At 46.6% G+C, this 14871-nt stretch carries 11 protein-coding genes; 2 read left to right on the forward strand and 9 right to left on the reverse strand.

Annotation, left to right across the window (positions count from 1 at the left end):
* Positions 1 to 24 precede the first annotated feature (24 nt).
* The 6 genes from ptsG to MHH92_RS23155 form a co-directional block, all read right to left on the reverse strand.
* Complete coding sequence (gene ptsG / locus MHH92_RS23130; protein ID WP_036617007.1) at positions 25 to 2076, reverse strand: glucose-specific PTS transporter subunit IIBC; 2052 nt, start codon at positions 2074 to 2076, stop codon at positions 25 to 27.
* 287 nt (positions 2077 to 2363) lie between these two features.
* A complete protein-coding gene (glcT, locus tag MHH92_RS23135; protein WP_047844046.1) occupies positions 2364 to 3218 on the reverse strand; it encodes a glucose PTS transporter transcription antiterminator GlcT in 855 nt (284 codons plus the stop codon).
* 140 nt (positions 3219 to 3358) lie between these two features.
* Complete coding sequence (locus tag MHH92_RS23140) at positions 3359 to 4909, reverse strand: flotillin family protein (protein WP_047844047.1); 1551 nt, start codon at positions 4907 to 4909, stop codon at positions 3359 to 3361.
* Positions 4910 to 4972: 63 nt separating this feature from the next.
* Positions 4973 to 5509: a hypothetical protein gene (locus tag MHH92_RS23145; RefSeq protein WP_017686844.1), complete on the reverse strand. Its 537-nt coding sequence runs from the start codon at positions 5507 to 5509 to the stop codon at positions 4973 to 4975.
* Positions 5510 to 5787: 278 nt separating this feature from the next.
* Positions 5788 to 6951 carry an iron-containing alcohol dehydrogenase gene (locus tag MHH92_RS23150; protein WP_100529081.1) on the reverse strand — a complete coding sequence of 388 codons (1164 nt, stop codon included), beginning with the start codon at positions 6949 to 6951 and terminating at the stop codon, positions 5788 to 5790.
* A 92-nt stretch (positions 6952 to 7043) separates the two neighbouring features.
* Positions 7044 to 7631 (reverse strand): MSMEG_1061 family FMN-dependent PPOX-type flavoprotein, encoded by a 588-nt coding sequence (locus tag MHH92_RS23155; RefSeq protein ID WP_340906616.1) that lies wholly within the window; start codon positions 7629 to 7631, stop codon positions 7044 to 7046.
* 236 nt (positions 7632 to 7867) lie between these two features.
* Between MHH92_RS23155 and MHH92_RS23160 the strand changes: the two genes are divergently transcribed.
* A complete protein-coding gene (locus MHH92_RS23160) occupies positions 7868 to 9892 on the forward strand; it encodes a leucine-rich repeat protein (RefSeq protein WP_340906619.1) in 2025 nt (674 codons plus the stop codon).
* Between the two features lie 62 nt (positions 9893 to 9954).
* On the opposite strand, the gene MHH92_RS23165 is transcribed toward MHH92_RS23160, so the two are convergent.
* Genes MHH92_RS23165 through MHH92_RS23175 form a run of 3 tightly spaced genes read right to left on the reverse strand, consistent with a single transcriptional unit; the run spans position 9955 to position 13740 of the window.
* Positions 9955 to 11553 carry a UDP-glucose--hexose-1-phosphate uridylyltransferase gene (locus MHH92_RS23165; RefSeq protein WP_340906621.1) on the reverse strand — a complete coding sequence of 533 codons (1599 nt, stop codon included), beginning with the start codon at positions 11551 to 11553 and terminating at the stop codon, positions 9955 to 9957.
* A gap of 14 nt (positions 11554 to 11567) precedes the next feature.
* Positions 11568 to 12557 (reverse strand): UDP-glucose 4-epimerase GalE, encoded by a 990-nt coding sequence (galE, locus tag MHH92_RS23170; protein ID WP_017686840.1) that lies wholly within the window; start codon positions 12555 to 12557, stop codon positions 11568 to 11570.
* A gap of 1 nt (position 12558) precedes the next feature.
* The gene (locus MHH92_RS23175) at positions 12559 to 13740 is read right to left on the reverse strand and encodes a galactokinase (RefSeq protein WP_340906624.1); all 1182 of its coding nucleotides are present in this window, start codon (positions 13738 to 13740) and stop codon (positions 12559 to 12561) included.
* A gap of 153 nt (positions 13741 to 13893) precedes the next feature.
* On the opposite strand from MHH92_RS23175, the gene MHH92_RS23180 reads away from it, so the two are divergent.
* On the forward strand, positions 13894 to 14868 hold the full coding sequence (locus tag MHH92_RS23180; protein ID WP_340906625.1) for an AraC family transcriptional regulator: 975 nt from the start codon (positions 13894 to 13896) through the stop codon (positions 14866 to 14868).
* The last annotated feature ends 3 nt before the right edge of the window (positions 14869 to 14871 follow it).

A 14871-nucleotide genomic window follows, 5' to 3' on the forward strand; every position in this document is an offset into this window, starting at 1 on the left:
TGCTTGCCATCGTCGTAACACTTCTTATTTTATCTCAATGATTGGCTGTTCGCCAACTTTCAGCACTCCACTCTTCTTCAGAGTTACTGTGGAGCCCTCTGGCAGGTTAGTGAAAATAACTGGTGAAATGATCGAAGGAGCATTTGCTTTGACATACTCCAGATCCACTTCCATAATCGGCTGACCTGCCGATACCAGATCACCTTCCTGTACCAGTACGTTAAAGCCTTGACCTTTCAACTTCACCGTATTAACACCTATATGAACAAGCACTTCCTTACCACCATCGGACATGATGCCCACGGCATGTTTGCTTGGAAATACATTAAACACTTTACCATACACAGGAGAAGTTATCGTACCATCATGTGGCAAAATTGCGAATCCATCACCTGTCATTTTCTCAGCAAAGACCGGATCAGGTACGTTTGTAATGTCCAGCAATTCACCATTGACTGGCATGACGATATCCTCAGCAACGATGCGCTCGCCCTGCTCACCTTGTGCCTTCTCCTCTTCAGGAGTTGGTTTGGCAGCTGCTGGCGTTGGTGCTGGAGTTCGTCCTGCAATAATATCCTGCATCTGAGATTTGATTGTGTCGGAACGTGTTCCGAAGATGGCTTGAACATTATTACCCACTTCAAGTACACCAGATGCACCCAATTGTTTCAAACGATCTTTTTTCACATTGGATTTCTCATTAACTTCAATCCGCAAACGAGTAATACAAGCGTCTAGATGTTTGATATTTTCCTTGCCACCGAAAGCTTCAAGAATATTATGTGGCAGGTCATCCGTTGAACCAGAGCCTCCGCCAGATTCGGTTTCAGGCGTTGCATCTTCACGTCCTGGTGTTTTGAGATTGAATTTGCGAATGATAAACCGGAAACCGAAGTAATAGATCACCGCAAGAACCAATCCGACAATAATAACGTCCCACCAAGGTGTACGGTTCGGAATAATCCCGAAGATCAGGAAGTCAATGAACCCACCGGAGAAGGTCATACCGATCTTTACACCCAGAATTTGCATGGTCATGAAAGACAAACCTGCAAAGATACAGTGTACTGCAAACAGGATTGGTGCTACAAACAGGAACGAGAACTCAAGTGGCTCTGTAATCCCTGTCAGGAACGAGGTTAGCGCAGCTGAACCCATGATCCCTGCAACATACTTTTTGTGCTCCGGTCTTGCTTCATGGTACATCGCAAGTGCCGCTGCTGGCAAACCGAACATCATGAACGGGAATTTACCAACTTGGAATGTTCCTGCTGTGAGAGCAACGCCATCACGTAACTGGCTGAAGAAAATTTTCTGATCCCCACGAATAACATCTCCGGCTTTATTCACATACTCACCAAACTCAAACCAGAATGGGGAGTAGAAAATGTGATGCAAACCGAACGGAATCAATGACCGTTCCACAACTCCAAAGATGAACGCCGACAAGGTCGGACTTGTATCTACCATGAAGTGAGACACAGCATTCAGTCCATTTTGAATCGGAGGCCAGATAATCACAAGAAGCAACCCGATTACAAGGGATACTACCGATGTGATAATCGGTACAAATCGTTTACCTGCAAAGAAACCGAGGTAAGACGGCAGTTCGATTTTGAAAAATCGATTGTAACACAGCGCGGCGGCAATACCTATGATAATACCTCCGAACACGCCTGTACTTAATGTTGGGATACCCAAGATGCTGGCATAACCCGGTACTTCACCGATCATGGCCGGAGTAACACCTACCGCAGATCCTAATGTAACATTCATGACCAGGTAACCGATGATCGCTGCAAGACCTGCAACGCCTTCGCCACCGGCCAATCCGACGGCTACACCGACGGCGAACAGCAATGCCAGATTATCAAATACGATCTGACCTGCGTTCATCATAATTGTTGCGATCGAGTTCACCCAAGGGGTGTCGAGCGCCGTTACATATTGCAAGAAATCTGGATTAACCAACATGTTACCGATTCCGAGCAGCAAACCTGCCGCAGGTAGAATGGCTACAGGCAGCATGAGAGCTTTACCTACTCTTTGCAATACACCAAAAAGCTTTTTGAACATCGCGTCGTTTCTCCCTTTCGTCTAATTTATATGTTGTGATGCAAGCAAGGGAACACAAAAAAAGGCATGAATTAATAAAGTAAACTGTGCCAACCTTGGGGTATAGCATACCCTGTACAAGGAAAGAACAATCACACTTTAATTAACTCATGCCTGATCGAGTCAGTAACACGTCGCTTATGTTTATTCAGTTGCTTGATTACGGAAACCATTGTAGCACCAGTTCTAATCTATTGCAAGCCTTTACACCAAAAAAATAAATTCCGCATTCCATCACTGGAATGATCTCACTTATTCTCTTCTTCCTTCCGCTGATTCAGCCTTTGCAGATGAATGGTCAGATAACCTACTTCCGCAGGATAAACCGGCAGTTTCAGTCTTTTCTCCATTACTTTGGTCAGTTTCCATGCAAGCGAGTACATTTCGGGATACTCCAACTTAAGCAGGGAATCCAACTTATGAAGTTCTTCCACTTTGTCTCCACGGCGAACACGCTCAAGGGCGAACCGAAGATGAGTCAGCAAACGAGAGTAATCAAGCGATTCCGTTTCAAACGAATAATCGAGTTGATCAGACACCAGGTTCACCAAATCAGTGATCAATTGCGAATGTTCACGTACCTGGGATATATTTTGATTGGTCATTGCGCTATAGATATGGAGGGCAACAAAACCAATTTCATCCATCCCCAGATCTACACCCATTTTCTCTTTGATCAGACGAACAGCGTATTCTCCCATTCGATATTCTTCAGGATAAATCTCGCGGGTTTCATATAAAAATGGATTTTGTATGATAATGCCCTGCTCCTTGCGTTTTAACGCGAAAGAAATGTGATCGGTTAATGCAATATGGATATGTTCATTCAGAGGAACGTCCGTACGCTCTGCAATATACGTAATAACTTCGTTAATAATTTCGATCAGTGCTTCATCCACCTGTGGAAGAAGCTGTTTGTACTGCTCTTGCTCCTGCTGGTTTTTCAAAATGAACATTTTCTCCACAGCCATCAATGGAATGTGATCACTCGGTTTTCGGTTAAAGCCAATGCCTTTACCAATAACAACGACTTCCCCGTGTTCTGGATGCTGTGCAATGATTACATTATTATTTAGCGCTTTATCTACATGCAAGCTGCTCATTGTTTGCACCTCTTTTTCACACCATCTTACGAACGAAAAGACACCCGGAGCGGGCAAACCGCGCCGGACGTCTCGCTTAAAAAGTAACAAAAATTCGCCTTAAGGTCAATAGAGCAACCATGCAAGATTCGAAGTGCTTCTTACTCGTCAACTCCAGCTCTTTCCACAATCTTGTCGATTATAGAAGGAGTTGTAACAGCCTCGCTCTGTTGAATGGCAACTGGCGCAGGTGTTTTAGACTTCGTAAGGCCTTTAATCAGCTGCTCTACATCGATGCCGGATACACTTTTGAGCATCTCTGGAGCGGTCGCCATAAGTTCAGTAACATAGTTACTCACTCGTGCCGCACCTTCACCTTTACCTGTATCTACCACCGTCAGTTTATCAATGGATGCAATTGGCTCTGCAATTTTGCCAGCCAGTTCAGGCAGCATTTTGACAATGATATCGAGTACAGCTGCTTCGCCAAACTTCTGGAACGCTTCGGCCAGTTTTTCTTTTGCTTCTGCTTCTGCAAGACCACGCAAACGAATAACTTCTGCATCTGCTGTACCTTTGGCAAGTTCCGCATCCGCCATGGCCTGACCTTCAAGTCGCTTCTGCTCAGCTGTTGCTTTGGCATGTGTTTCGATGGAATACTGTACTGCATCGGCTTCACGCATTCTTTTGGCTTTATCCGCTTCGGCAGCCTGCTCTACCGCATAACGATCCGCTTCTGCCTTTTTCTTCACTTCGGCATCGTATTGCTTCTCACGTACGACGATTTCTTTTTCCTGGAGGTCAATCTCACGTTCTTTACGAACGAGTTCAACCTTCATTTCTTCTTCCACCACGGTCTGTCTCGCACGAGCTTCATGGATATGGTACGCCTGGTCGGCTTCCGCTTTGGCTGTATCCTGATCCCGCTTAAACGTGGCTACTTTCAGTTCTTTCTCTTTGGCTGCCTCAGCGATATTGGTATCACGCAGCAACTCTGCTTTTTGACCCTGCTCTTCCGCATTGGCCTTCTGAATACGTGCATCACGCATCGCTTCCGCTTCAGCTATCTCGGCATCACGCTTCACAGCAGCAATTCTCGGTTTACCGAGAGCATCCAAGTAGCCCTGTTTATCACGAACATCCTTGATGGTAAATGAGACAATTTGAAGGCCCATTTTCTTCAGATCTCTAGCTGCTACGCCTTGAACCTCTTGCGCAAACCGATCCCGGTTCCGGTATACTTCTTCCACCGTCATTGTACCGAGGATGGCCCGCAAATGCCCCTCCAGTACCTCCTGTGCTTCGCTTCTCAGCGCTTCTACAGGTTTACCGATGAATTGCTCAGCTGCCGTAGCAACGTCTTCTACAGCGCCTCCAACCTTGATAATAGCTACACCGTCAGCAATAACCGGAACCCCTTGCTCCGTGTATACTTCAGGTGTGGAGACATCCAGCTTGTGGGACAATAAGGAGATAAACTCAGATTGCTGGAATACCGGCAGGATAAATGCACCGCCACCACGAACAATCTTAATTTTTCGGCCAGAATCATCATCGGAGATATTTTTACTACCCAAGAATGATCCCGTAACGATCATCGCTTCATCCGGTCCAACCGTTTTGTATCTCGCCCAGAAAGCCAGACCTAAAATTAGAATGACACCGACTACAACTATAGGAATCAACAAAACATCCCAATTCAAATTTTCCATTCCACATCTCTCCCCTTATTCATTCATGATGAGTGCTTAATCTACTTAGTTGATAAGAATACTTTATAAATCTTTAAGTACATTTTCATCCCATTCCGACACACGCAGTACACCATCTACAACATCCACCACAACAACACGGGCTCCCGCCGCAATGGGGAGGTGTTCAAAACTGGATGCCGTTTGAATCGTACTACCGGATGCAAAACGAATCATTACTTCGCCAAAACCTTTTTCCGGCACCGGAATGGTAATTTCCCCAATTTTCCCAGATAACTCTTTCATTGAAAATGCAATCGAGACATCGCTGTTACGCATCGGTTTGATATATGCGAAGAATACCAGCATGGCTGCAGCAATACCTATAAGCAGGGATAATATTAGACCCGACATCGCACTTAATGAACTATAACGTGTTAGCATAATGCCTGCCCCACCGAAGGTTGTAATGGAGCCAGCTAACACAACGGGTTTGAAAAAATCAAGACCTGGCATTTCGAAGGCTCCGTCCAGCAAGCCGTCAATCAAGTCACCCAGCACAAGGCTGACAACCGCAAATATTGCTCCTCCGATCAGACACCCCCAATAAATTGTCTCCATCCCCTGTTCCTCCTCTCTCTGCTGCAAATTCATCCTAACTGAGCATTCCACATGTAAATAAATACGTAGCTAACATCAAAATGTTTCAAAATCTTTCCTCAAATGTATTCCGAACCCGATAATGGGTATTATCACGACATTCTGTTCCTCTTGCTCCATGTTCCTCCATCATTCACGTGTACAGCCCGAATACATGAAATAACCGCAAGCCCCCATGAAGGAGACTTGCGGTTATTGGACAACAGGATGTGTCCGTTCACTTGTCAGTGATTATAGAATTACAGAGAAGCCTTGTAGATGGATACAACATCTTCCCGTTGCAGTTTCTTGAAATTACCGAATGGGCCAAACAGCATCGCTTTGTCTGCCATTACGTCGATCTGGCTATCATCGATATCGTAATCAGCCAAGCGGTTAGGGGCACCAATGGATGTCCAGAATTTGCTGAGCGCATCGATACCTTCTTCGGCAATCTGTCTGTCCGACTTGCCTTCAGGGTTCACTTCAAATACATTAATTGCCAGACGTTTGAATCGATCCACATTCACGTCCAGGTTATGTTTCATCCAGTGTGGGAACAAGATTGCAAGTCCACCGCCGTGTGGGATATCATACACGGCGGATACCGCATGTTCAATATTATGTGTTGCCCAGTCGCCTGCGAGACCCATATTCAGCACGCCATTCAGTGCCATTGTTCCGCAATACAAAATCGTTTCGCGCAGTTCATAGTTCTCCAGGTCTTCAACCAGACGAGGCGCTGCTTCCATGACAGTACGCAGAATCGTCTCACAGAAACCGAGTTGAACCGGTGTATTGGCATCCAGATGGAAGTAATGCTCCAATACGTGGGACATCATATCCACCATGCCGTATACCGTTTGGTCCAGTGGAACAGTGTATGTATTCACTGGATCCAGGATAGAGAATGCAGGGAATGAGTATGCGCTACCCCAGCCCAATTTTTCTTGTGTATCCTGATTCGTAATAACCGAACCGGAGTTCATCTCCGAACCAGTTGCCGCCATGGTCAATACGGTACCGAGTGGAAGAGCGTCCTGTGCAACGGCTTTGCGCTGAGCAAAATCCCACATATCGCCATCATATTTGGCACCTACAGCAATAGCTTTGGAGCAGTCCAGTACACTGCCGCCACCTACAGCGAGGATCAGGTCGATGTTATTTGTTTTACAGAGGTCTACCCCTTTATGCACCGTAGAAAGACGTGGGTTAGGTTCCACACCTGCCAGTTCAGTCACTTCTGCTCCAGCTTCCGTAAGCAAACCGATCACTTGATCGTACAGACCACTGCGTTTGATACTGCCGCCACCATATACAAGCAGAACCCGTTTACCGTATTTCGGCACTTCTGTCTTTAATGCTTCCAGTTGTCCTTTGCCGAAAATCAGCCGGGTTGGATTATAGAATTGGAAAGATCTCATATCTATTGTCGCCTCCAATGGAGTTTAGAATTTTTGTGCAACTCCAATTATAGTACCCTGTTTATAGAAAAACAAATCGATAGTCACTCACTTTATAACAACCCGTTAATCTCCAAATGAGCTCGAAACATCTCGCTTGATGAAGGCAAATTCTCAGCATCTACCCATGTTTCTGAGGCCCATAATCCAGCCTGTTTAAATGCCCGCGGACAATGGATAAAACACTCTTCCACATCTACAATGACAGCCGCACCTATGGTTTTACCACTCCAGCCCATACTGGCGATGAATTCCTCATCCTTGGTAATGGATGCTGTGCCATTAATACGCAGCACTTCATTCATACCCGGAATCAAAAAGAGCATACCAATACCAGGGTTCGACAACATGTTCAACAACGAGTCTATCCGCCGATTGCCTGGGCGTTCGGGATAAACGAGCCGATATGTATCATAGACTTTCACAAATCCTGCTCCATCACCCCGAGGTGACACATCACTTTTTCCATCACGATCGGAGGTGGAGAGGAAAAATAATGGTGACATGGATATAAAGTTCTGAACATGTGAATCCACAAATGAGATTGCCTTGTTACGCACATGTTCATGCGGTTCCCCCACCATGCCTTGCAGTTCCTCTGCATCTGTTATCAATGGAATATTCAATGCCTTCTTTTCCAATTATTCGTCCCCGTTTCTTCATTGATAATGTCTTCAATGGCTTTCCACCATTATACATGCGGGAACTGACATCTTCCATTTCTGAAAACGAATATGAGTGCCGTCATTGAAAATACCGCGACTCCATGTGCCCTCGGCTCACCTATTGAAGATTCAGTATTGTTAATCTCATCTAACAGTTGTACTGTAACCAAAAGGACTTCAAAATTCTTAAAATAAATAAGGAGGTTAGTGGATTGAAAAAAGCAAGCATCTTCGTCTTTGCTCTGCTAATGTTCCTCGTACCCTGGGGACAGATGGTTATGTATGCTGAGCCGAATAAAGAAGAGGATTTCATAACAAGCACCAACGCTCATGGAATCACAATAAACGACTATGTGGGCACTTCGAAAGATGTCATTATTCCCGAAACCATTGGCGGTCAACCAGTTACTTCTATTGGTGAAAAAGCATTTTACAGCGATCATTTGACTTCTGTAGTTATTCCGCATACCGTCTCCACTATTGGAGAAAGGGCATTTGAAATCAATCAATTGACCTCTGTCATTATTCCAGAGACTGTCACGACTATTGGAGACTTGGCATTTGCATACAACCTGCTGACCTCTGTCGTCATTCCGGATAGTGTATCCACGATTGGGAACTCCACATTCACTAACAACCAACTGGCCTCTGTCGTTATTCCCGAGACTGTTATGTCGATCGGAGATAGCGCATTTACAAACAATAAACTGACTACTGTCATTATTCCAGAGAATGTCTCCACGATTGGGAACTGGGCTTTTGCATCTAACCAGCTGACTTCTATTGTTATTCCAAATCGTGTCTCTTCCATTGGACATGCTACATTTACAGACAATCAACTGACTTCTGTCGTCATTCCGGATAGTGTCTCCTCTATCGGGGCGATGGCATTTGCGGACAATCGGCTGGCGACTGTCTTCATTCCAGCTAGCGTGTCGTCTATTGGTTTCTCAGCGTTTCATGGCAACTCATCCCTTATTATTACTGGTTTTGATCCTTCAGAGGCTCAAGATTTCGCTTACTGGGATGACATTCCCTTTCAAAAACTGAATGTGGTCGTCTCCTTTGACTCCATTGGAGGGAACCCGGTTGCAGTCACTCAAGCCACTTATGGGCAAACCATTGTACCTCCCACTCAGCCTACCAAGGACGAGTTTTTGTTTGAAGGCTGGTACATGGATTCGGTATACTCCCTTCCCTGGGATTTTGCCAGAGATACCGTGACTGAGGACATCACGCTGTACGCCAAGTGGACGAGTTCAGTGACAACTGCGTCCAAATATACGAATAAGGAAGATCCCATTTCCGCTTTGACCGTCTCTTTTGACTCTCAAGGCGGAAGCCCCGTTTCCTCTGCTATTGCTAAGAATAATCAAGCAATTGCGCCTCCCACTCAGCCCAGCAAAAGCGGGTTTTCATTTGATGGATGGTACATAGACTCGGCATTATCTCTTCCCTGGAATTTTGACCGAGATACCGTAACTCTGGACATAACGCTATATGCCAAATGGGTAAAGACTAATAGCTCTGAAAACCATGGTGGTAGTTCTTCTTTCTGGACCAGTAGCTCTATTACGGCCGCATCATCCCAGGAACCTTATACAGGAACGGAACTTAAAACCGAACCTAAACTTAAAGTTGAACCTAAACCTAAAGAACCAACAACACCTTTGACCCCAGTTGTGTTCAGTGATATTTCAACCCATTGGGCACGCTTGATGATTGAAAGTATCGCTGCACGTGGTCTGATAACGGGATATCCCGATGCCACATTCAGGCCTAATCAGCCAATCTTGCGTAAACACATGGCTCGTATAATCAACGGAGCGTTTGAGCTACCGATAATCCGAAAGGCTGCTCCCTTTGAAGATGTAGAGCCCACACATCCCTACTTTGAAGCTATATCCCAACTACAGGAGGTTGGCCTTATTGATGGATTCCATATTTCGAACGGCTTAAATGATTTCTTCCATCCGGATGCTGTACTTACACGGGCTGAGGCAGCAAAAATTCTGGTACTCGCGCTGGACCTGCCGCTGATCCAAACGAGTTCTTTTGAGGATGTCCCCTCCTCCCACTGGGCTCACGACTACATAGCCACACTGGCCCAGACTCGAATGGTTGTGGGATATCACGGACAGTTCAGGCCGGATGACTCCCTAACCCGAGCAGAGCTAGCTGCCCTGATCTATCGTTCAATTCCAACAGAACAAACGACTGGCTCACAACTCCGTTAAAAATCATATTCAGAAAAACACCAGCCCTTGTATTATGGGCTGGTGTTCATCGTTATACATGTCTATTCAGTGTATCCCATGCTGCTTACAAAACGACGGAAAGCCTGGCGTCCTGCTTCATCATATTTGTAGACCCCTGCATGTTCCAGAATCTCGGCGAATTTCAAGCCAACTTCCTCTTGTACAATGGCAACGGCTTGTTCTTTGTCCAGTTTAGGACCAAACCGTTCAATCAATTCTTCCGCCCAGCCCAGATGTTTGTTCAACACATGATCAGAAGCTTTGGCGGCTTCAGCAAGTTTGGCATCTCCAGCGAGGATATCCGCGATACTGTCCAGTTCTTCTTTCAAACGACCTGGCAGGATGGCAAGCCCCATCACTTCGATCAGACCAATGTTTTCTTTCTTCAGATGGTGCATTTCACGGTGCGGATGGAAAATGCCTTCTGGATGCACATCATTCGTGCGGTTGTTACGCAAGACAAGATCCATCTCATAACCACCATCTGCACTACGACGAACGATTGGTGTTACCGTATTGTGTGGTACTTGTTCCCCGTCCACTTCACTAAACGCTTCGATATCCACAGTTGAATCACTGTAGACCTTCCACGCTTCATATACGGCGTTACCCGCTTCAAGCAACTCTGCAGGATCGTGTGAAGCCAGACGCATTACGGACATTGGCCATTTCACGAGACTCAATGTAAGTCCAGGTGCATCCGCATGGCGGAAGACTGCCTCTGGCTGTGCATTTTGAATGGCGAACGTATGACGTCCACCCTGGAAATGGTCATGTGTCAGGATAGAACCGCCCACGATCGGCAAATCCGCGTTAGATCCGATAAAGTAATGCGGGTACTCCCCAACAAAGGCAAGCAGTCTGCGCAGCGTATCCTTTGTCAGTTTCATCGGCACATGATCATGATGGAAAATGATGCAGTGCTCGTTGTAGTACACATACGGCGAGTATTGGAACAACCAAGGCTCGTTGTTAAGCTCCAACGGAATAACTCTCAGATTCTGGCGAGCCGGGTGATTCACCCGACCAGCGTAACCTACATTTTCACGACACAGCTGGCATTTTGGATATACCGGTGGCGGAAGCAATTTCGCCATGGCAATTTCCTTTGGACTTTTCTCCGGTTTTGACAGGTTGATAGTAATCTCCATGTCTCCATAGGCCGTGTCCTGTGTCCAGTAGACGTTCTTCGAGATCCGATCCATACGGATATAGTTGGAGTTAATCGACAAGTCATAGAATTGAGATGTGGCTGCCTCAATGCCTTCCGTCTGCTCCGTGTGGCGGAAGGCGCGTACCACTTCAGATGGGCGTGCCATCAGATGACCCATGATTTTGGCATCCAGCAAATCACGGAATGTATCACTATTTTCAGGAATGAGTCCAATGGAAAATCCATAATCGATCAACGTATCCAGCATAGCCTGTGGGCCATCGGGCACATTCGTGTCCAACTCGCCGGCATAAGGCTCTGAGAATCCGAATTGTTCCAGCAAGAGGTTGCGGCTATAATCCCAATCCGCTTCCTCGATTAATTGTTTCTGCAAGGCAAATGCAACCAGACGTTCAATGGCATGCAGTGCTTCCTGCTGCTCCGGTGTCCGCTCTGTGGCACCTGCTGCAATATGAGTCTGTGACATAAGGTGTTCGCCTCCTAGTTTTTTCCATAGCCGTCAGGACGTGATTGGTGCCAGCTCCAAGCGCTTTGAATGACATCTTCCAGATTGGTCCATTTTGGATTCCAACCCAGGACAGATCTTGCTTTTGCAGATGAAGCTACCAGCACAGCCGGATCACCTGCACGACGTGGCTCCTGTACAACCGGGATATCCAGGCCAGTCACTTTTTTAGCTGTTTCGATCACTTGTTTTACCGAGAATCCTGTACCGTTACCAAGATTGAACACATTACTGTTCTCACCTTTACGAAGATAATCTACTGCACGCAGATGTGCATCAGCCAAGTCGCTCACGTGGATATAGTCACGGATACATGTGCCATCTTCTGTTGCATAGTCGTCACCAAACACGGCGATGTGCGGGCGTTGTTTCAATGCTGTTTGCAGTACAAGTGGAATCAGGTGACTCTCTGGTTGGTGATCTTCACCAATTTTGCCGCTGTCATGAGCACCAGCTGCATTGAAGTAACGTAAGGAAACGTATTTGATATCCTGAACTTTATCGAACCATGACATCATGCGTTCCATCATCAGCTTTGTTTCGCCGTATACGTTGGTTGGTTCTGTACGATCACTCTCTTCGATTGGCACTTTCTCAGGCTCACCGTAGGTAGCTGCTGTAGAGGAGAAGACGATGCGGCGTACGTTCGCTGCATTCATCGCTTCCAACAGACAGAGTGTACCAAACACGTTGTTGTCATAATATTTAACCGGGTCTTTCATACTCTCGCCTACGAGTGAGTTGGCTGCAAAGTGAATGACTGCATCGATTGAATTCTCAGCGAACAGCTTCGCCAGAATTTCTTTGTCACGAAGATCCCCTTCATACAACTTACCGCCGAGCAACGCTTCACGATGCCCTGTCTGCAAGTTATCCAGTACAACAACCTCTTCCCCACGTTCCAACAATGCTGCTACCGTATGAGATCCAATATACCCTGCTCCACCTGTCACCAAAATTGCCATTTTACTTCGCCTCCTTCAATTCTTTGACACCATCACCTACACCGCATACATAGAAATCACCTTTGAGACGGGTACGCGCTTCATATGCAGCGCCCACTTCACTTACAAAACGCTCGACATCATTCTCATGCACAAGTGATACGGTACAACCGCCAAATCCTGCGCCAGTCATCCGAGCACCAAGCGTGCCTGGAATCCGCTGAGCTTCTTCAACCATAACATCCAGCTCATCACAGCTTACTTCGTACAAGTCACGAAGCGATTCATGAGAAGCGTTCATCAGCTTACCGAAGGTTTCCAGATCGTTACCCTGCAATGCTTCGACTGATGCGAGAACACGTGCGTTCTCTTCCACGACATGCTGCGCACGCTGCCTTACTTTCTCATCCTTGATCTGATCTTGTAGTGTTACGAACTGCTCTGGCGTCAATTGAGCCAGATAATTCAGTGCAGGCAGCTGTTCCTTCAAGATGGCAAGTGCCTGCTCGCATTGGGAGCGACGTTCATTGTAAGCCGAATCCACCAGCCCGCGGCGTTTGTTTGTGTTACCGATGACCAATTTGTAGGAGCCTGTACGGAAAGGAACCTTTTCGTACTCCAGTGTGTCACACATCAGCAGAATCGCGTGATCCTGAGCACCGTTTGCGACAGCGAACTGATCCATGATCCCACAGTTGACACCGACAAACTCATTCTCTGCCTTTTGCGACAGAAGCGCCAGTTGAACTGTATCAATATCCGCTACGCCCTCCAAAGACTGAATCGCGAATCCGGTGAGTACCTCCAGAGATGCAGATGATGAAAGTCCTGCCCCGTTCGGAATCTCCCCGTGGTACAGGAAGTCGTAGCCTTTTGTTACATTCACACCTTTGCCTTGCAGTTCAACCATGACACCAACAGGATAGTCGGTCCATTCTCCGGTTTTTTCCTTACCGATGGAGGAAGTGTCTAGTCCCCCTTCATAAGACATGTTCGTGGAAGCCAGTTGCAACTTGTTGTCCTGACGCTCACGAATGATCAATGTTGTTCCGAATTCAAGTGCTGCCGGAAGCACGTATCCACCGTTATAGTCAATGTGCTCACCGATCAGATTCACACGCCCAGGGGCATGAAATACACGGATGTCCGCTCCACTCTCTCCGTACTTCTCAATAAACTTTTGTTTCAATTCAGTTACGTTCACTGCTGGTGCACCTCGCCTCGTTGTTGTGGTTTTCTTAATGTTATTATATAAGAAAGCGGTGCCTCTTGTAATGCAACCATGTGTGTTTCATATGGATAAATGTGACCTTAAGGCGTATAATGATCGGAGCATCCCGGAAAGAAGGAAACGACCATGTCAGATCAATCCAACCCCAAGAAAGAATCCCTTGCATCTTCTAACGAAAAAATACAGGAATCACCTTCCGGTAAAAGCGGAGCACTCAGTTATTCGGTTGCCTCCAATCCGGTCTATTATGAACAAGGCGCACTGCATGTCCTGTTTGCCGGGGCAAGCCAGACCCTTCCGGGTCACGCCCTCGGTCCTAAATTGTTTGATTATTATCTGCTGCATTATGTAGAAAAAGGAGCGGGTACGTTCCGTACCGAATTGCACACCTACGAGTTATCCGCAGGTGATTGTTTCCTCATTCATCCCGGGCAACTGATAAGCTACCAATCCCATGCCCGCAACCCATGGCAATATCGCTGGATTGCCTTCACAGGCAGCCAGGCTGCCCAGCATGCCGAGGAGGCTGGATTCCGCCCGGAGAAGTCCGTTTTTCATGCTGGACCATCCTGTGGAATATCCGATTGGCTATCCGTGATGCAGGATGCTTTTGCCGAGCGCAAAGAAAGCTCCCATTTCACATCACTGGGTACGTTATATATGATTCTAGCCGAAGCACAGAATCACCTTTCGCAGGGTCAAACCTTAATTCCCGGTGAATCCTCCATCCGACGTACGGTGAAACAGATGATTCAATATATGTCTACTCAATATGCCTATCCTGTCTCCATTGAACAAATGTCAGCGAGTCTTGGATACAATCGTGCGTATCTATCTCGTATTTTCAAACAGGAAACCGGTCTTTCACCAGTCACCTATCTGCTAAAACTACGGATCGACAAGTCGCGCCAACTCCTGAGAGAACGCCCGGATCTGTCCATCGAACAGGTATCTGCATCGGTTGGACTGCCAGACGCGCTATATTTCTCCAAACAGTTCAAACGATTTCACGGTGAAGCGCCCAGCTTGTATCGAGAGAAAATACTGTCCCGACCACTACATCAGGGGTTGCAGCAGAATGCTCAACAAATCAAACGGTGAGCA

Source organism: Paenibacillus sp. FSL M7-1414, assembly GCF_038003195.1.
GTDB classification, from domain to species: Bacteria; Bacillota; Bacilli; order Paenibacillales; family Paenibacillaceae; genus Paenibacillus; species Paenibacillus amylolyticus.